The organism is Ralstonia sp. RRA (genome assembly GCF_037023145.1).
Lineage (GTDB): Bacteria > Pseudomonadota > Gammaproteobacteria > Burkholderiales > Burkholderiaceae > Ralstonia.
Genome location: NZ_CP146091.1, coordinates 3,009,506 through 3,027,832, shown reverse-complemented (window position 1 = coordinate 3,027,832; position 18,327 = coordinate 3,009,506). Strand labels below are relative to the sequence as shown.

The window sequence follows — 18,327 nt, the reverse complement described above, 5'->3', positions numbered from 1 at the left end:
CCGGGCACGCGGCCCGGTTTCTTTTTGGCGATGTGGATGCCCGCTCAGCGAATCACCTGCCCACTCGAATTGATGATCGTCATCTCGACGAACTTCGACCCGACATGGTTGCTCGGCGAGAAGTTGACGTTGAACCCGCCCACATCGTAGTTGCCCATCGACTCCAGCGCGCCGATGAACTTCTCGCGCGTGAGGTCGCGCCCTGCGCGCTTGAGGCCTTCCACAAACACGCGTGCGGCGACATAGCCCTCGATGCTGCCGTAGTCGAAATCGGTAATGCCCTCGGCCTTGAGCAGCTTCTGGTAATCGCGCACCACCGGCGACGCTCCGCTATACGGATACGGCATCACCTGCGAGATGACCACGCCGCCGCCGGCCTTGCCCAGTGTGTCGGCCAGAGCCTTGGTGCCCACAAACGACACGTTGTAGAACTGGCCCGCATAGCCCTGTTCCTGCGCACCCTTCACGAGCGCGGCCACGGTCTGATACGCACTGATGGCGACGATGGCGTCCGGCTTTTGCGCCAGCACGGTGCTGATGGCCGCCTTCACGTCCGTGGTGTTGCGCGCCACGGTGGCTTGCGCGACCAGCGCCACGCCCTGTCCGGCGGGCAGCTTCAGTGCGCGTTGTACGCCCTCGATGCCGGCCTTGCCGTAGGCATCGTCGTTGTAGACCACGGCAATGCGCTTGAGACCGGTCGTGTGGATCTGCTGGACGATGGCGGCGGTCTCGTCGTTGTAGCTGGCACGCACGTGGAACACGTTGCGCGCAAACGGCTCACGCAGCGCCATCGCACCGGAGTAGGGCGCGAAGAACGGCACGCCTGCGGGCGTGGCCAGCTTGAGCGCAGCCAGGCTGGTCGGCGTACCGACGTAGCCGAACAGGGCGAAGACCTTGGTGTCGTCGATCAGCGTCTTGGTATTGCGCGCGGCGGCGTCGGGTTCATAGAAGTCGTCGAGCACCTTCAGCTCGATCTTGCGGCCGTTGACGCCGCCCGCCGCGTTGACGGCGTTGAAGTACAGCTTGGCACCGCGGTTCAACTGCTGCCCAAGCTGGGCGGCTGGGCCGCTCATCGGCACGGATTGGCCGACGATGATGGTGTCGTTGGTGACGCCGGTTTCTGCCTGTGCCGTACTTGCGGCTGCCATTGTTGTGATGCCGATGGCGCTGACTACGAACGCCGCCAGCCGACGCGTGATGCTGCGTGCCTGCATGGCTCTTCCCCCCGAAGAAATTAACATTTGAATTGCGGGCATCATAGCGAAACGGGCTGGCCTGGCAAACCAAATCGGGGTGTTTACAGCAGCTTTGAGCGTTTTTGAGACACAGAAGCCGCGTGATGTGCGCGGCTCCTTTCAAGAACGAAGGGCGGGGCGTCAGCTTGCCTCGGCAACGCGGCGCTTCATCACCGCCAGCAGCACCGCCGTGATGACGGTGCCGGCCACCAGCGCGATCACGTAGCCGCCCAGGTGCGTGACGGCATTCGGAATCGGCAGCACGAAGGCGCCGCCATGCGGTACACGCAACTCCACCCCGAACAGCATCGACAGTGCCCCCGCGCACGCCGAGCCGATCACAAGGGCGGGAATCACCCGCAGCGGGTCACGCGCCGCATAGGGGATCGCGCCCTCGCTGATGAAGGCGAGGCCCAGCACGGCCGTCGCGCGGGCAGCCTGGCGCTCGTCGCTGGTAAAGCGCGAGGGGAACAGCCACGCTGCCAGCGCAATGCCCAGCGGCGGCGTCATGCCGGCGGCCATGGTGGCCGCCATCGGGGTGTAGACCTGCGCGCCGATCAGGCCCGTGCTGAAGGCATAGGCCGCCTTGTTGATGGGGCCACCCATGTCGAATGCCATCATGCCGCCCAGCAGCGCCCCCAGCGGGACGGCGTTTGCGCCCTGCATGCCGCGCAGCCAGTGGGTGAGCGAGCCAAGCAATGCCGCAACCGGCGCGCCCACCACATACAGCATCACTAGCCCGGTGAGCAGGCAGCCCAGCACGGGCAGGATCAGCACGGGCTTGAGCCCCTCCAGATTGCGCGGCAGCTTCAGCCAGCGGTTGAGCGCATCCGTGCCGTAGCCGGCCACGAAGCCCGCCACGATGCCGCCAAGAAAACCTGCCCCCAGACTGGCCGCCAGCATGCCGCCGACCATGCCAGGTGCAATGCCGGGCCGGCTGGCGATCGAGTACGCGATGTACCCGGCCAGCGCTGGCACCATCAGCGCAAAGGCCGACTTGGCACCGATCTGGAACAGCGCGCCGCCCAGCGTGCCGCTTGCCGATGCCTCGGTCACGTAGATGCCGCCGAGCGCAAAGGACAGCGCAATCAAAATGCCGCCCGCCACCACGAAGGGCAGCATGAACGACACGCCAGTCATCAGGTGCTTGTACGGGCCGGTGCGCTGTTGTTCGGCGGGGGCGGCGGCGTTGGCCGTGTTGGCCGACCCGGTGGTGGCGGCTTCCGCCGTGGCTTCGTCCAGCGCGCGGCGGATCAGCGTCTGTCCGTCGTGGATGGCCGCCTTGGTGCCGGCACGGAAGACGCGCTTGCCGCCAAAGCGCGACACGTCGACCTGCGTGTCCGCGGCAATCAAGACGAGATCGGCATTCGCAATGGCGTCGGCAGACAGCGTGTTCTGCGCCCCCACCGAGCCTTGCGTTTCCACGTGGATGGCGTGGCCGAGCGCGGCCGCGGCTTGCGTCAACGCTTCAGCCGCCATGAAGGTATGCGCGATCCCGGTCGGGCACGAGGTGATGGCGACGATGCGCTTTGGCGTTATGTGGGCGACCGGGGCCGGCGCGCCGTGCACCATGCGTTCGAGCACGGCGCGCGCATTGTCGAGCACCTCGTCGATCGTGACCTCGATCGTGCGCGGGTTGGCCTGGCGCGCGGCGTTGTCCGGAGAGACGCCCGCCCACACGACGGCATCGGCGGTCGAGAGCGCCTTGGTATCGACCGTGGGCAGGGTGTCGGGGCTGCGCACATCCACGTCGAGCTTGCAGCCGGATTCGCGCGCGGCGTGGCGCAGCGCGGCGCCGGCGAGCATCGCGCGCGTGGTGCGGCCGTCTGCGCCGAGAATTGCCAACAGGTTTGCCATGATCGGCTCCTTGATGATGTTGACTGCGGGCACTCAGGCCACGCGTTGCATGCGGACTGCGGCGGCTTGTTCGCGCACCTGCGCGGGTGCCGGCAGGTGGGGCCCCAGGCGCTGCAGCTTGCAGGCGGCAAAGGCCACGGACAGGCGCACGGTGTCTTCGGTGCTGGCGCCGGCATGCCAGCCGGCCAGCACGCCGGCCACCATGGCATCGCCCGCGCCGACGGTGCTGGCGGCGCGCACGGGGGGCAAGCTGGCCTGCCAGGTGCCGTCTGCGGTGACGAACAGTGCGCCATCTTCACCCAGGGAGACGATGACCTGTGCGACCCCGCGCGCGTGGATGCCGCGTGCGGCGTTGACGACGTCTGTCAGCGTGGGCAGCGTGGTGCCGGCCCACAGTTCCAGCTCGTGCCGGTTCGGCTTGACGGCCGTCGGCAGGGCATCGCGTGGTGCGGCCAGCGCCTGCGCGAGCGGTGCGCCGCTGGTGTCGAGCAGGGTGCGCACGCCACGTTGGTTCAATCGTGCAAGCAGCTGTGCATAGGTGTCGGCGGGCAGCCCGCCGGCCAAGCTGCCGCACAGCGCAACGCCTGCCACGTCAGCGATGGAATCGATGCGTTTGCACAGGGCTTCCACATCCGCTGGCGTGGCGTCGATGCCGGGGAGGTTGATGTCGGTGGTCTGCCCGTCGGAGGCATCGCTGATCTTGATGTTGGTGCGGTTGCTGCCCGGCACGCGGCAGAAGCCGTCGAGCACGCCCTTGCGCGCGAACAGCGCTTCGAACAACTCCGCATTGGCGTCGCCCAGCAGACCGGTGGCCACCACGGGCACTTGCCAGTCGGCCAGGCAGCCGGCCACGTTGACGCCCTTGCCGCCGGCCTGGTGCGTGACGCTGCGGCCGAGGTTGACGCGGCCGCGTTCGAGGTGGTCCAGCCCGACCGTCATGTCGATGGCCGGGTTGAGGGTCACGGTGACGATGCGTGCGCTTGCGCTTGTACTTGTCTTCGTACTCATGCTGCGGCCTGCTCCTTGCCGATGGCCTTGGGCATGGCGGCTTCCAGTGCGCGCACGTCCTGAGCGGACGCACAGGCGAGGGCGCGGTTGGCCAGCGCACTGAGCGCGGTGAAATCCGCCTCGCGCAGCCGCGCCTTGACGGGCGGAATGTCGCGCGGGCTCATCGACAGCTCGTGCACGCCCAGGCCGGTCAGCAGCAACGCGCCGAACGGATCGCCCGCCAGGCCGCCGCACACGCCCACCCAGCGTTTCTGGCGCGCTGCACCTTGCACAGTCTGTTGGATCAGGCGCAGCACGGCGGGGTGCAGGCTATCGGCCTCGGCGGCGAGATCCGGGTGCTGGCGGTCGATTGCCAGCGTGTATTGCGTGAGGTCGTTGGTGCCGATGGAGAAGAAGTCGACATGCTCGGCCAGCCGATCGGCCAGGAGCGCGGCGGCGGGCACCTCCACCATGATGCCGAGCGGCACGTGGGGCGCGTTCATCTGCGTGCGGATGCGCTCGCATGCGGCGCGCAGGGCGATGACTTCGCTCTCCGAGGTGATCATCGGGAACATGATCGACAGGGTGCTGCTGTCGCCATGCTCGCCGGCGTTATCGGCGCCATCGTGCGCGGCGCGATACAGCGCACGCAGTTGCGGCTCCATCAGGTCGGGCCGGCGTAGCAACAGGCGGGCGCCGCGCACGCCGAGGAAGGGGTTTTCCTCCGTGGGCAGGTTCAGGTGCGGCACCTGCTTGTCGCCGCCGATGTCGAGCGTGCGCACGATCAGCGGTCGGCCGTTCAGGGCCTTGAGCATCTCGGCGTAGACCGCGTACTGGGTGTCTTCGTCGGGCGTGTGGTCGCGTTCGAGGAAGAGGAATTCCGTGCGCATCAGGCCCACGCCTTCCGCGCCCAGCGTGATGGCCTCGGCGGCCTGCGCGGGCAAGTTGACGTTGGCGGCGATCTCCACCGTATGACCGTCGCGGGTGCGGGCGGGCAGGCTGCGTTCAGCCTGTTCGCGTTGCGTGCGCGCGGCGTCTTCTTGCAGCCAGGCACGCGCGCTGGCGACGGTGGCGGCGTCGGGGTCCAGCACCATCCGGCCGCCGGTGCCATCCACGATGACCTGCGTGCCGGGCGCCACATCCAGCACCGCAGGGCCGGCGGCCACGACGGCGGGAATGCCCAGCGTGCGCGTCAGGATGGCGGTGTGCGAGGTCGGCCCGCCTTGCGCGGTGACGATACCGAGGATGCGGCGCGTATCTAGCGCGGCCGTGTCCGACGGCGACAGGTCGGCCGCAACCAGGATGCACGGCGTGTCCGGCAGCGTCTGCGACGTGCCCCGCAACGCTGGATCGATGTGCCCCAGCACGCGCCGCCCCACGTCGCGCAGGTCAGCCGCACGTGCGGCCAGCAGCGGGTTGCCCAACGCGGCCAGCCGCTCGGCCAGCCGCTCCACCGCCTGATGCCACGACCACGCCACGCCGTGGCCTTCGACCATGGCCTGACAGGTCAGCGTCATCAGGTCGGTGTCGCCCAGCAATTCCGCTTGGGCCTTGAAGATGCCGGCTTCTGCCTCGCCGATGCGGGTGGCGGTGTCGTGGGCGAGGGCGGCCAGTTCGGCGCGTGTGTCGGCCAGGGCCTTGTCCAGCAGGTCGCCGCCCGTGGTGAGGGCGATGGGGTGATCGGGCACCGTGGTCGCGCCATGCTGCAGCACGTGGACGGGCCCGATCGCCAGCCCCGGGCTTGCCGCAATGCCGCCGATAGCGGGCGCAGCGGCATCGGCTTGCCAGCCGTGCGCGGTCTGGCGTGCGCGGGCGGCTTGCGTGTCGCGCGCGGCCTGGGCCCGTTCCTGCGCGGTCAGGCTGCGGATGGTCTGCTGCAGGCCGTCGAGCGCAGCGGTCGCGTCCGGACCTTCGGCGGACAGCGTCAGCGTGCTGCCAGCGGCGAGCCCTAGTTGAAGCAGCGCGACAAGGTTCTTGGCATCGGCCGTCTCATCGCCATGGCGGACCTGGATGCGCGCAGCAAACCGGCGCGCGGCTTCCACCCACTGCGCGGCGGGTCGGGCATGCAGGCCACTGGGGTACTCCAGCACGAGCGTGCGCTGCTCGGCGAGGTCCGTGCCCGGCGCGCTGGCCACTGGGGCCGGCACGTCGCTGGAGAGCGCGGCGACGATGTCTTCAGCGTCGCGCGTGGTGAAGAGCAGCCGCAGGCGTGCGTCATCGTTCAGCAGGCGCGTCAGCCGGCGCAGCAGTGCGATGTGCTCATCCGATTGCGCGGCAATGGCGAAGACCAGATGCGTGGTCTGCCCGGGGTGCCATTCCAGCCCCTCGGGAAACTGCAGCACGGCAATGCCCGTCTGGCGGATCAGGTGACGGTCTTCGCCCATGCCGTGCGGGATGGCGACGCCGTGCCCGAGAAACGTGTTGGCCACGGTTTCGCGGCGCAAGAGGCTGTCGATATAGGCGGGGTCGATGCAGCCGGAATCGGCCAACAACTGGCCGGCGGCGCGGATGGCGCTGGCCTTGTCGGTGGCGTGCTGCTGCAAGCGGATGCGTTCGGCGCAGATCAGGGCGGAAGCCATGCGGCGGAGTCTCCTGCGGCTGCCGGGCTCGTACGGCCCGGCATACGTGTCATCAATGATGGCGAATTGAAATCGATTACAGTTGGGGTGTCAATGTGCGCCGCCGCGTAAAGTGACGGTTATTCCGCTGTTTACGGGGTTTTCCCTGAGAGGCGTCGACATTGGTGGCGGTGTCGCCTTTCGCTATCATGAGGTTTTTGTGGAAACGATTTCAGCATGACGGTTCGGATCAAGGACGTGGCAGCGGCGGCGGGTGTGTCGGTGGCGACCGTGTCGCGTGCGCTGGCCGGCGGCCCGGTGAGCGTGGAACTGCGCAAGCGCGTCGATGCGGCCGTGGCGGCGTCGGGGTATCGGCCGAACCTGTCGGCGCGGCGGTTGCGCTCCCAGCAGGCGCAGACCGTCGGGCTGATCGTGTCGGACATCCGCAACCCGTTCTTCACCAGCGTCAGCCGCGCGGTGGAGGACGCCGCCTACGCCGCTGGCCTACGTGTGATCCTCTGCAACTCCGATGAAGACCCCGAGAAGGAAGCGATGTACCTGCGCCTGATGGCGGAGGAGCGTGTGACCGGGGTGATCCTTTCCCCAACGCGCAGCATTGCCGAAGCGCAGCAACCGGTGGACCTGGGCTATCCGGTGGTGCTGATCGACCGCGCCGGTCCGGCGTGTGGCGTGGATGCCGTGGTGCTCGACAACCAGCAGGCCGCGCAGGGGCTGGCTGAGCACTTGGCATCGCAGGGCTATCGCCGCATCGGCGGGCTGTTCGGGCGCACCAGTAGCACCGGCGCCGAGCGCCAGGCTGGGTTTGCCGCCGCACTGGCGCGCAATGGGCTGACGGCCGAGGCGCGCTTCATCCTGCCCACCGCCGAGGCCGCCGAGGCCGAGACGCTGGCGTGGCTATCGGCGAGTGAACAGTCGGGCGAACGCCCCGACGCGCTGGTCGCCAGTAACGCGCAATCGCTGCTGGGCATGCTGCGGGCGCTGCGCCGCCTGTCGCTGGAGGTGCCACGCGACATCGCCGTGGCGGGCTTTGATAACGAGCCGTGGACGGAACTGGCTGGCCCCGGCATCACCGTGATCGAGCAGCCGGTGTACGACATCGGCCGCATGGCGATGGCGATGTTGCAAGACCGCCTCGCGCAACCTGATTTGCCCACGCGTCGCGTCTTGCTGACGGGGCGCTTGGTGACGCGGGGTTCTACACCGCTGCGTGGCATGTAGCAGGCGATTACAATTTCCGGATCATCGCGGTCACGCACGTTATGCGGCCGCCACCCCACTCCGGAGCCCCCGATGTCCACCCAAGTCATCCGTGCCGCCTGCCCGCACGACTGCCCCGACACCTGCGCCTTGCTCGTCACCGTGGAAGACGGCCGCGCCACCCGCGTGCAGGGCGACCCGGACCACCCGACCACGGCCGGCGTGCTCTGCACCAAGGTCAACCGCTACACCGAACGCACCTACCACCCGAACCGCCTGCTGACGCCGATGAAGCGCGTGGGTGCCAAGGGCGAGGGCAAGTTCGAACCCATCACCTGGGACGAGGCGCTCGACACCATCGCCGCACGTCTGGGCGACATCGCGGCACGCAACCCCGAAGGCATCCTCCCGTACAGCTACGCCGGCACCATGGGGCTGGTGCAGGGCGAGAGCATGGCCGCGCGCTTCTTCCACAAGCTGGGCGCGTCGTTGCTGGATCGCACCATCTGCGCCTCGGCTGGGGCGACGGCGCTGCGGTACACGTATGGCGCGAGCCTGGGCATGGACATCGAGCACGTGCAGGACGCCAAGCTGATCCTGATCTGGGGCGCCAACCCGATCGCCTCGAACCTGCATTTCTGGACGCGCGCGCAGGAAGCCAAGCGGCGCGGCGCCACGCTGGTGGCGATTGACCCATACCGCTCGCTGACGGCCGAGAAGTGCCACCGCCATCTGGCCGTGCGCCCCGGCACCGATGCGGCGCTGGCGCTGGCGATGATCCACGTGCTGATCCGCGATGGCTTGCTCGACCACGATTACATCGCCAACCACACGCTCGGTTTCGAAGCACTGCGCGAGCGTGCTCAGCAATACACGCCGGAATACGCAGCCACGCTGTGCGGCGTCGATGCGGCGGACATCGAATGGCTCGCCAAGCTGTACGGTACGACGGTCGTGCGCGACAAGCAGCCGGCAGCCATCCGCCTGAACTACGGCATGCAGCGCGCCCACGGCGGCGGGCAGGGCGTGCGTGCGGTGGCGTGCTTGCCGTCGCTGGTGGGCGCGTGGCGCGATGCGGCGGGCGGGCTGCAACTCTCGACGTCGGGCTTCTTCCCGGTCGACACCGCCAAGCTGCAGCGCCCAGACCTGCTGCCCCATGGGCTGCCGCGCACCATCAACATGAGCACCATCGGCGACGCGTTGCTGCACACGGGCGACGCGGCATTCGGCCCGAAGGTGGAGGCGGTGGTCGTCTACAACAGCAACCCGGTGGCCGTGGCGCCGGACTCGCGCAAGGTGGCGGCTGGCTTCGCACGCGAAGACCTCTTCACCGTGGTGCTGGAACACTTCCAGACCGACACCGCCGATTACGCCGACATCCTCTTGCCCGCCACCACGCAGCTCGAACACGTGGACGTGCACAAGGCCTACGGCCACACCTACGTGCTGGCCAACAACGCCGCCATCGCACCGATGGGCCAGTCGCTGCCGAACACGGAGATCTTCCGCCGCATCGCGCAACGCATGGGCTTTACCGACGCGTGTTTCGCTGATTCCGACGACGAGATTGCCGCGCAGGCCATCCGCCGTGATGATCCGGCCGCCGCGCACATCGACTGGGCCACGCTCAAGCGCGAGGGCTGGCAGAAGCTGGCGCACCCCGCCGCGCCGCTCGCGCGTGGCGGCTATCGCACGCCGTCCGGCCGCTGCGAGTTCTATTCCGAACAGATGGCCAAGGACGGCCTCGACCCGTTGCCCGGCTACGTGCCGCCGTACGAATCGGTCATCAGCACGCCGGAGCTGGCCAAACGCTATCCGCTGTCGATGATCTCGCCGCCGGCGCGCAATTTCCTGAACTCGACCTTCGTCAACGTCGACAGCCTGCGCAGCACCGAGGGCGAGCCGCACCTGGATATCCACCCCGACGATGCACAGGCACGCGGCGTAGTCGATGGTGAACTCGTCTGCATCTTCAATGACCGCGGCACCATGCAGGCGCGCGCCCGCGTGACCGACCGCGCGCGGCGCGGCGTGGTCGTCGGCCTGTCGATCTGGTGGAAGAAGCTCGCGCCCGACGGCACCAACGCCAACGAGCTGACCAGCCAGCGCCTGACCGACATGGGCAGGGCGCCCACCTTCTACGACTGCCTGGTCGAGGTCGCGCCCGTCGCGCAGGCCGCCTGACGAGGCCGCGATGCGTGGCGTTCGCGCGCTGTGCGTGGTGCTGTCGCTGGCGGGTTCGGCATTGCTGACCGGTTGCGACACCCTTGGCTACTACTACCAGTCGGTGACCGGGCACCTTTCGTTGATGGCGCAGCGCGAGCCGATCGACCAGGCCATCGAAGACGCCCGCACCGCGCATAACGACAAGCTCGCCAAGCGGCTGGAGGATGCCCGCAGCATCCGCATCTACGCCTCACGCGAGCTGGCGCTGCCAGATAACGGCAGCTATCGCGTCTACGCCAACCTGAAGCGCCCATTCGCAGTGTGGAACGTGTTTGCCGCGCCGGAGCTGTCGGTCAAGCTCAAGGAGTGGTGTTTCCTCGTCGTCGGCTGCGTGACCTATCGCGGCTACTACGACCGCAATGCGGCAGAGGCCTATGCCGACACGCTGCGCGCCCAGGGTTTGGACGTGGACGTGGCCGGGATTCCTGCGTATTCCACACTGGGTTATTTCGATGACCCGCTGCTCAACACCTTCGTCGGCCTGCCCGAGGGCGAACTGGCACGCCTGATCTTCCATGAGCTGGCGCACCAGGTGGTCTATGCCAAGGGCGACACGGCCTTCAATGAATCCTTCGCCACCGCAGTCGAGACGATTGGCGTTGAACGTTGGCTGGCTGACGCAGCAACGCCCGAAGTCCGCGCGGAATACGCCACATACGATGCCCGCCGCGTACAATTCCGCGCCCTGTTGCTGGACTATCGCAACCGGCTTGAGACGCTGTACGCCAGCCCCGTGTCGAACGATGAGAAGCGCGCCGGCAAACGCGCCATCTTCGCGAGCCTGCAAGCGGATTACGCCAAGCTCAAGGCAAGCTGGGGCGGCTATACCGGCTACGACCGCTGGTTCGCGCAGCCGCTGTCGAATGCGCATCTGGGCGCCGTGGCGAGTTACCTGGAGTGGGTGCCGGCGTTCACGGCGCTGTATCACCGTGACGGTGGTGACTGGGCGCGCTTCTACGCTGACGTCAAAACCATGGCGCACGAGCCTAAGCCCAAGCGTGAGGCTACGCTGCGGGCATTGGCTCCGCCGGCGCTGCTTGGGGCAGATGGCGCGGTCACGCAAAAGTGATGCCAGCGGCGGTTTCTGCGCCGGTTTCAAGCATGCACGATGGGCTGAGGGAACCGTCTAAGTTATTGTTTTGACACAAACATCCGCGTACGATGCGGAAAAAATCGAACGACCATTCGAAAAAATCGACAATCGCCAGGAGACACGCCCATGGATAAACCGTGGCTGAAGCAGTACCCCGCCGGGGTGCCCGCCGACATCGATGCGTCGCAGTATCGATCGCTGGCGCATCTGCTTGAAGATTCCTTTCAGAAGAACCGCAATCGCCGCGCTTTCGAGTGCATGGGCAAGGTCCTGACCTACGGCGAGATCGATACGCTGTCGCGCCAACTGGCGGCCTGGCTGCAATCGCGTGGCCTGGCGCCCGGCGCCCGCGTCGCGCTGATGATGCCGAACGTGCTGCAGTACCCGGTGGCGCTGGCCGCTGTGCTGCGCGCCGGCTACGTGGTCGTCAACGTCAACCCGCTCTACACCCCGCGCGAGCTGGAACACCAGCTCAAGGACAGCGGCGCCGAAGCCATCATCATCCTGGAGAACTTCGCGACGACGCTGCAGCAGGTGCTGCCCAACACGCCGGTCAAGCACATCGTGGTGGCCAGCATGGGCGACATGCTGGGCGGCCTCAAGGGCATGCTGGTCAACTTTGTCGTGCGCAGTGTCAAGAAGATGGTGCCGGCGTGGGAGCTGCCCAGCTGCATCCGCTTCAACACCGCGCTGGAAGAGGGCGCCAAGCTGGCGCTCAAGCCGACCTCCGTCGGCCCGGACGATGTGGCCTTCCTGCAATACACCGGCGGCACCACCGGCGTGTCGAAGGGCGCGACGCTGCTGCACCGGAACATCGTCGCCAACGTGCTGCAGTCTGAGGCGTGGATGAACCCGGCGCTCACCAAGCCCGGCCGCGACGGCCGCATGCTGGGTGCCGACGAAGAGATCGTCACGATCACCGCGCTGCCGCTGTATCACATCTTCGCGCTGACGGTGTGCTGCCTGCTGTCGATGCGCAAGGGTGGGTTGGCGGTGCTGATCCCGAACCCGCGTGACATTCCGGGCTTCATCAAGGTGCTCAAGCAGTACCGCTTCCACATGTTCCCGGCCGTGAACACGCTGTACAACGCGCTGCTGAACAACCCCGAGTTCAAGGATGTCGACTGCTCCAACCTGCGCGTGGCCAACGGCGGCGGCATGGCGGTGCAGGAAGCCGTGGCCAAGAAGTGGCTCGAGGTGACCGGCTGCCCGATCATCGAAGGCTATGGCTTGTCGGAAACCTCGCCGTCGGCCATCTGCAACCCGACCAACACGGACACCTTCTCGGGCACCGTTGGCCTGCCGATTCCGGGCACCGAAATCGCCATCCGTGACGATGAAGGCCGCGATCTGCCGATCGGTCAGGCGGGCGAAATCTGCATCCGCGGTCCTCAGGTCATGGCCGGCTACTGGAAGCGCCCGGACGAGACCGCCAAGGTCATGTACGCCGACGGTTACTTCAAGACCGGCGACGTGGGCGTGATGGACGAGCGCGGCTACACCAAGATCGTCGATCGCAAGAAGGACATGATCCTGGTGTCGGGCTTCAACGTGTACCCGAACGAGGTCGAAGGCGTGGTGGCGATGTGCCCGGGCGTGCTGGAAGTGGCCGCCGTGGGCGTACCGGACGTGCACTCGGGCGAGGTCGTCAAACTGTTCGTGGTGCGCCGTGACCCGACGCTCACCGAAGAGAAGCTGCAGGAGTTCTGCAAGGAGCAGCTCACCGGCTACAAGCGCCCGAAGTTCATCGAGTTCCGCAACGAGCTGCCGAAGACCAACGTCGGCAAGATCCTGCGCCGCGAACTGCGCGACGAGGCGATGAAGAAGCGTGCCTGAGTCTGCGTAATTCTGCGTAGGCGCAAAGAAAAAGCCGCGAGAGATCGCGGCTTTTTTATTGATTGCGGTGATTCAGCCGACGGTCAGCCCACGTACAGCAGGATACTGATGAACTGGCACACACTGCCCGCCAGCACGAACAGGTGCCAGATGCCGTGGAAGTGCCGCACTTTTTCGTCGAAGAGGAAGAACCCGACGCCCGCGGTATAGAGCGCGCCGCCTGCCACCAGCCACCACAGGCCCGGCGCAGGCAATGCAGCCGCCAATGGTCCCATGGCAATCAGCACCAGCCACCCCATCACCACGTAGATCAGCAGCGAGAACAGGCGCGTGCGGCGGCCGATCCAGAGTTCCTGCGCAATGCCGATGGCCGCCAGTGCCCAGTTGATGCCGAACAGTGTCCAGCCCCACGGGCCGCGCAGCGTCACCAGTGCGAACGGCGTATAGCTGCCGGCAATCAGCAGATAGATGGCGCAGTAGTCCAGCCGCTGAAAGATGCCTTTGGCCGGGCCACGCAGGCTGTGATACAGCGTCGAGATCGTGTACAGCAGGACCAGCGTGGTGCCGTAGACCACGGAGCTGACCACCTTCCAGGCATCGTGGTGCAGCGCCGAGGATGTCACCAGCACCGCCATGCCGGCAGCGGCAAGGATGGCCCCGGCCAGGTGGCTGAAGCCATTGAAACGTTCTCCGTGATACATGCGTGGATCTCCGGGAAGCTCGGTTGGCGTGCATTCGCGCGAATGCAAAGGCTGTATTTTTGCACGCGATCGCAGGGTTCTGCTGCGACAGCCCTCAGGCAAGAGGGCCCTTGCCTGATGAAGGGCAAACGCGCGTTGCGTGCCTTGATCGCAAGGCCTCAAGGCGTTTGCACGACCTCAGCGATGGCGCGTCGCAGCCACTGGTGCGCGGGATCGTTCTGTCGGCGCGGGTGCCACAGATGCCCAAACGTGAACGGCTCGATCGGGAAGGGCGCGGCGAATACGCCCAAGCGGGCGTCGCCGCCCAATCGGTCGAGGTTTCGGCGCGCCACCGTCAGCACCAGGTCCGTTCCGGCGATCAGGTCATTGGCCACGCCCCAGTGCGGCAGGGTGATCGCGATGCGCCGCGTGTGTCCAAGGCGAGCCAAGGCACGGTCGATCTCGTTGTCGACGCCGCCGCGCATGGCGACCAGCGCGTGCGGGCGCGTCAGCCAGCTTTTCAGCGTGAGCGCGCCCGAGGTGGGCAGGGTGGTCGCATCGGCCGCGCAGGCAAAGGTGTCGGTGAACAGTGCCTCGGCCAGCAGCTCCGGCGGTGGCGAGGGGAATACGCCCAGCGCGAGATCCACCTCGCCGTCGAGTACCTGCTGCGGCATCAGCTCGCGCGTGGATTGTGTGACCACGAGGTCGATGCCCGGCGCTTCGGCCCGCAGCCGCCGGATCAGTTCAGGCAGAACAGTGCGTGCGCCGTAGTCCGACATCACCAGGCGGAACACGCGCTGCGCAGCCGCGGCATCAAAGGCCGGCGGTGCCAGCAGCGCGCCGAGTTGATCAAGCACATCTTCCAGCGGCTGCGACAGTTCGCGCGCACGCGCTGTTAGCGCTAGCTTGCCGCCACGCCGCACCAGCAGCGGATCGCCAAACAGCTCGCGCAGATGCGCCAGGGCGTGGCTCACCGCCGGCTGGCTCTTGTGCAACCGCACGGCCGCACGCGAGATGTGCTGCTCGTTCAGCAGCGCATGCAGGGTCACGAGCAGGTTCAGGTCGATGCGCTGAAGTGGATTCGCCATGCGAATAGCCTGGATGCGTAGTTCGAATTTCCATTCATATTATCGATAACGGAAAATGATCGGCAATACCTATGCAGGAGCCGATCTCATGTCGAATTCGCTTTCTCTATCTACCGCCGGGCTGGCGTTGATGGCGCTCATTGCCGGCGCGCTGGTGCCGTTTCAGGCCGGCAGCAACGCGACGCTTGGGCGTGCGCTTGGACACCCGTTGTGGGCGACGGTGGCGTCGCTGCTGGTCAGCCTGTTGATGGTGGTGCCGGTGCTGATTGCGCTGCGCGTGCCGCTGCCGATGGTCGGGCAGGCCATGCGGTTGCCCATGTGGGCGTGGTTTGGCGGCATCGCCGGTGTGATCTACCTCACCGCCGCGCTGACGATGACGCCGCGCCTGGGGGCCACCACCTTCATCGTCTGCGTGATCGCGGGGCAAATGCTGGCCTCGCTGCTGATCGACCACTTCGGGTTAATGGGGTTGGCAGTCAAGCCGATCAATGCGGGGCGCATTGCCGGGGTGGCGCTGATCTGCGTGGGGATGCTGCTGGTGCAGTGGTCTACGCAGCCACCCCAGCGAGCGCCACAGCCTGTGCCGGCCGAAGATGCGGCAACGGTGGCACAAGCGGTTCAGGCAGCGCCCCGGCCATAAGCAGCCGAGGCGGGGGTTGGCTTACATCAGGCTGGCGTCGCGCGTCTCACGCATGCACAGCACGCCAATCAGGCTGACGGCCGCAGCCGTCGACACATACATGCCCACCCAGCCCAGGCCGCCTTGCGAGGCCAGCACCTGCGCGATGTAAGGCGCAATCGAAGCACCGAGAATGCCGCCCAGGTTGTACGACACGCCCGCACCGGTGTAGCGCACGTGGGTCGGGAACAGCTCCGGCAGCAGCGCCCCCATGGGTGCGAAGGTCACGCCCATCAGGAACAGCTCGATGATGAGGAACAGCGCCACCAGCGGCGTCGACCCACTACCCAGCAGCGGCGCCATCGTGAAGCCCGACAGGATGGCCGCGATGATGCCGACGATCAGCACCGGCTTGCGCCCGAAGCGGTCGGATGCCAGGGCCGAGAGCGGCGTCGCCAGACCCATGAACACCACTGCCAGGCACAGCAGCCCAAGGAATTCGGGGCGCGAGAAGTGCAGCGTGCTCACGCCGTACGACAGCGAGAACACCGTCGAGATATAGAACAGCGTGTAGCAGACCACCATGGCCAGCGCGCCCAGCAGCGTCGGCCACCAATGGCGCGACAGCAGTTCGGCAACGGGTACCTTCACGCGTTCTTGGCGGTCGATGGCGGCTTGGAAGGCCGGCGTTTCCGCAATCTTCAAGCGCACATACAAGCCCAGCGCCACCAGCACCGCGCTCACCAGGAACGGCACGCGCCAGCCCCAACTGCGGAACTGCTCGTCCGACAGGGCGATGGCCAATCCGAAGAACAACCCGTTCGAAGCCAGGAAGCCCACCGACGGCCCCAACTGCGGGAACATGCCGAACCACCCACGCTTGCCAGCCGGCGCGTTCTCGGTCGCCAGCAACGCCGCGCCGCCCCATTCGCCACCCAGGCCGATACCCTGGCCAAAGCGCAAGATGCACAGCAGGACCGGCGCCAACGTGCCGATGCTGTCGTATCCCGGCACCAGCCCGATCAGCGTGGTCGAGATACCCATCACCAGCAGCGATGCGACCAGCGTCGATTTGCGCCCGATCCGGTCACCAAAGTGGCCGAACAGGAACGAGCCGATCGGCCGTGCGATAAAGGCAATGCCGAACGTGACGAAGGCCGAGAGCGCTTGCGCCGTGGCCGAGCCGTGCGGGAAGAACACGGGCCCGATCACCAGCGCTGCAGCCGTGGCGTAGACGTAGAAGTCGTAGAACTCGATGGCCGTGCCGATGAAGCTCGCAAAGATGATGCGCGAACGACTTGTTTCGGTGGTTGTGTCGGCAGTGGGTGTCGCCAAGGTAGAAGGCGTCGAAGAGGACATGCAGGTCTCCCGTGGGGTTCGCGTTGTTGTCGTTATGTGGGCCGCCCATCGTGCATCGGGCGGCCCGCCAGAGCATAGCGCGCGGCCATGCAAAAAGGCACCCGAAGGTGCCTTCCTGCGCCCGCCAAGGAGAGGGGCGGCGGGCAAAAACAGTCTGTGCTGCGCGTTAGAACTTGTGGCGCACACCAACCGCCACGCCCAACTGGCTGTTCGAGTCCGGCGTGATGAAGTACGTCTGCGATGCGGCCGGCAGGTAGCCAACGGACATCCCCGTGGGCGTGTAGCCGATCGAATCCCAGTTCAGCGAGCCGTTGCGCGAATACGCTGCGGTCAGGTACACGTCGGTGCGCTTCGAGAAGTTGTAATCGGCGATGAAGTTCCACTGCTGCGGGTTGCGCGGGTTGATCGACACGCCGCCAATGGTCGCTTCCTTGATCTTGTCGTAGTAGTACGACAGCGTCAGGCCCAGCGCCGTGGTTGCCTGGTAGTTCACGCCCAGCCAGTAGAGATCGTCGCGGTGCGGAATCAGGGCCGGCGTGCCGGTGCTCGGAGCCTGGGTGTTGCCGTAGCGGTAGCCGCCCATCACCTTGATCGGGCCCGTCGTGTAGCTGGCGGCCACGGCAGCGCGCTTGTCGCGGCCGTAGTCGTTGCCCGGGCCGCCGGCGAGTTCCTGCACCGACGGCACCTTCACTTCGTCATACGCCACGCCCAAGCCGAACGGGCCAGCAAAGTAGTTCGCGCCCACGCCATAGGCCGAGTTGGCCGTGTTGCTGCCCGCGCGCTCGCCGAAGGACCAGTGGCCCACGACCGTCAGCGGACCGAACGCGCCGGTGTACTTGATCACGTTGTCTTCGCGGAAGTTCGCGCCCAGCAGGCCGACCACCGGCTCCCACTGCGTGGCGTAACCGCTCGGCGAGAAGTTCGCCATCATGTCGAAGATCGTGGTGTATTGACGGCCCAGCGTGACCTTGCCCCAGTTGCCCTGCAGGCCCACAAAGGCTTGGCGGCCGAACAGGCGGCCACCTTGCTGCAGCTTGCCGTCATCCATCGAGAAGCCGGATTCCAGCACGAACAGGCTCTTGAGCCCGCCACCGATGTCTTCGACGCCGCGCAGGCCCCAACGGTTGGAAGACAGGCCGCCTGCCTGCATCGCAAGGCGCGAACCGCTGCTGCCCGGAATGGCGACGCCTGCCGCCGTTACGTTCTGCTCGTGGTTGACGTATTCGACGTTAGCGTCGACCACGCCGTACAGCGTCACACTTGACTGAGCCTGCGCAACACCCGCAAACGTGCCCAGCACTGCCAATGCCAGCAGCGATTTCTTCATCGGTCGGTCTCCAGATCCTTATTTATTGAACTTGGTGGCGGGCAGACCCTCCGTTCCCGTCTTCCCGCCCCACGACTTTCAAGTGAAGTCGCTGATTAATGTAGCAACGCGTTACAAGTCTCGGTCGAAATTTGCGAACGAATGTTCGCAAACGCCCGTTTGCTGTCTGATCCGGGCAACAGGCTGTTTCGAATTCAGAAATAGAAATGCGATGTGCGCTGGCGATTCCTTGCAATTTTGGATG

At 66.5% G+C, this 18,327-nt stretch carries 13 protein-coding genes; 5 read left to right on the top strand and 8 right to left on the bottom strand.

Features of this window, described 5'->3' with window-relative positions; all coding sequences use genetic code 11:
* Positions 1 to 44: 44 nt before the first annotated feature.
* The 4 genes from V6657_RS14525 to ptsP all read right to left on the bottom strand — a co-directional run bounded on the left by V6657_RS14525 (position 45) and on the right by ptsP (position 6,658).
* The gene (locus V6657_RS14525; RefSeq protein ID WP_048933158.1) at positions 45 to 1,214 is read right to left on the bottom strand and encodes an ABC transporter substrate-binding protein; all 1,170 of its coding nucleotides are present in this window, start codon (positions 1,212 to 1,214) and stop codon (positions 45 to 47) included.
* Between the two features lie 162 nt (positions 1,215 to 1,376).
* Complete coding sequence (locus V6657_RS14520) at positions 1,377 to 3,092, bottom strand: fructose-specific PTS transporter subunit EIIC (protein WP_048933181.1); 1,716 nt, start codon at positions 3,090 to 3,092, stop codon at positions 1,377 to 1,379.
* A gap of 33 nt (positions 3,093 to 3,125) precedes the next feature.
* Positions 3,126 to 4,100: a 1-phosphofructokinase gene (gene pfkB, locus V6657_RS14515; RefSeq protein WP_048933157.1), complete on the bottom strand. Its 975-nt coding sequence runs from the start codon at positions 4,098 to 4,100 to the stop codon at positions 3,126 to 3,128.
* The gene (gene ptsP / locus V6657_RS14510; protein WP_048933156.1) at positions 4,097 to 6,658 is read right to left on the bottom strand and encodes a phosphoenolpyruvate--protein phosphotransferase; all 2,562 of its coding nucleotides are present in this window, start codon (positions 6,656 to 6,658) and stop codon (positions 4,097 to 4,099) included. The genes pfkB and ptsP overlap by 4 nt, the downstream gene beginning before the upstream one ends.
* A 216-nt stretch (positions 6,659 to 6,874) precedes the next feature.
* Here ptsP and V6657_RS14505 point away from each other — a divergent pair, with 216 nt between their 5' ends.
* From V6657_RS14505 to V6657_RS14490, 4 genes are all read left to right on the top strand, one after another.
* On the top strand, positions 6,875 to 7,876 hold the full coding sequence (locus V6657_RS14505) for a LacI family DNA-binding transcriptional regulator (RefSeq protein ID WP_048933155.1): 1,002 nt from the start codon (positions 6,875 to 6,877) through the stop codon (positions 7,874 to 7,876).
* Between the two features lie 72 nt (positions 7,877 to 7,948).
* Positions 7,949 to 10,039, top strand: a complete 2,091-nt coding sequence (locus tag V6657_RS14500; RefSeq protein WP_048933154.1) for a molybdopterin oxidoreductase family protein — start codon at positions 7,949 to 7,951, stop codon at positions 10,037 to 10,039.
* A gap of 10 nt (positions 10,040 to 10,049) precedes the next feature.
* On the top strand, positions 10,050 to 11,150 hold the full coding sequence (locus tag V6657_RS14495; protein ID WP_048933153.1) for an aminopeptidase: 1,101 nt from the start codon (positions 10,050 to 10,052) through the stop codon (positions 11,148 to 11,150).
* A 150-nt stretch (positions 11,151 to 11,300) separates the two neighbouring features.
* The gene (locus V6657_RS14490) at positions 11,301 to 13,010 is read left to right on the top strand and encodes a long-chain fatty acid--CoA ligase (RefSeq protein ID WP_048933152.1); all 1,710 of its coding nucleotides are present in this window, start codon (positions 11,301 to 11,303) and stop codon (positions 13,008 to 13,010) included.
* A gap of 83 nt (positions 13,011 to 13,093) precedes the next feature.
* Here V6657_RS14490 and V6657_RS14485 read toward each other — a convergent pair whose 3' ends face one another.
* Both V6657_RS14485 and V6657_RS14480 read right to left on the bottom strand, forming a co-directional pair.
* Entirely contained in the window at positions 13,094 to 13,711 is a 618-nt protein-coding gene (locus V6657_RS14485; RefSeq protein ID WP_048933151.1) for a hemolysin III family protein, read from the bottom strand.
* Positions 13,712 to 13,869: 158 nt separating this feature from the next.
* On the bottom strand, positions 13,870 to 14,778 hold the full coding sequence (locus V6657_RS14480) for a LysR family transcriptional regulator (RefSeq protein ID WP_048933150.1): 909 nt from the start codon (positions 14,776 to 14,778) through the stop codon (positions 13,870 to 13,872).
* 88 nt (positions 14,779 to 14,866) lie between these two features.
* Here V6657_RS14480 and V6657_RS14475 point away from each other — a divergent pair, with 88 nt between their 5' ends.
* Positions 14,867 to 15,418, top strand: a complete 552-nt coding sequence (locus V6657_RS14475; RefSeq protein ID WP_048933180.1) for a DMT family transporter — start codon at positions 14,867 to 14,869, stop codon at positions 15,416 to 15,418.
* A 21-nt stretch (positions 15,419 to 15,439) separates the two neighbouring features.
* Here V6657_RS14475 and V6657_RS14470 read toward each other — a convergent pair whose 3' ends face one another.
* Together V6657_RS14470 and V6657_RS14465 are read right to left on the bottom strand one after the other, a co-directional pair.
* A complete protein-coding gene (locus V6657_RS14470) occupies positions 15,440 to 16,756 on the bottom strand; it encodes an MFS transporter (RefSeq protein WP_048933149.1) in 1,317 nt (438 codons plus the stop codon).
* A 166-nt stretch (positions 16,757 to 16,922) separates the two neighbouring features.
* Positions 16,923 to 18,083 carry a porin gene (locus V6657_RS14465; protein ID WP_048933148.1) on the bottom strand — a complete coding sequence of 387 codons (1,161 nt, stop codon included), beginning with the start codon at positions 18,081 to 18,083 and terminating at the stop codon, positions 16,923 to 16,925.
* Positions 18,084 to 18,327: the final 244 nt, after the last annotated feature.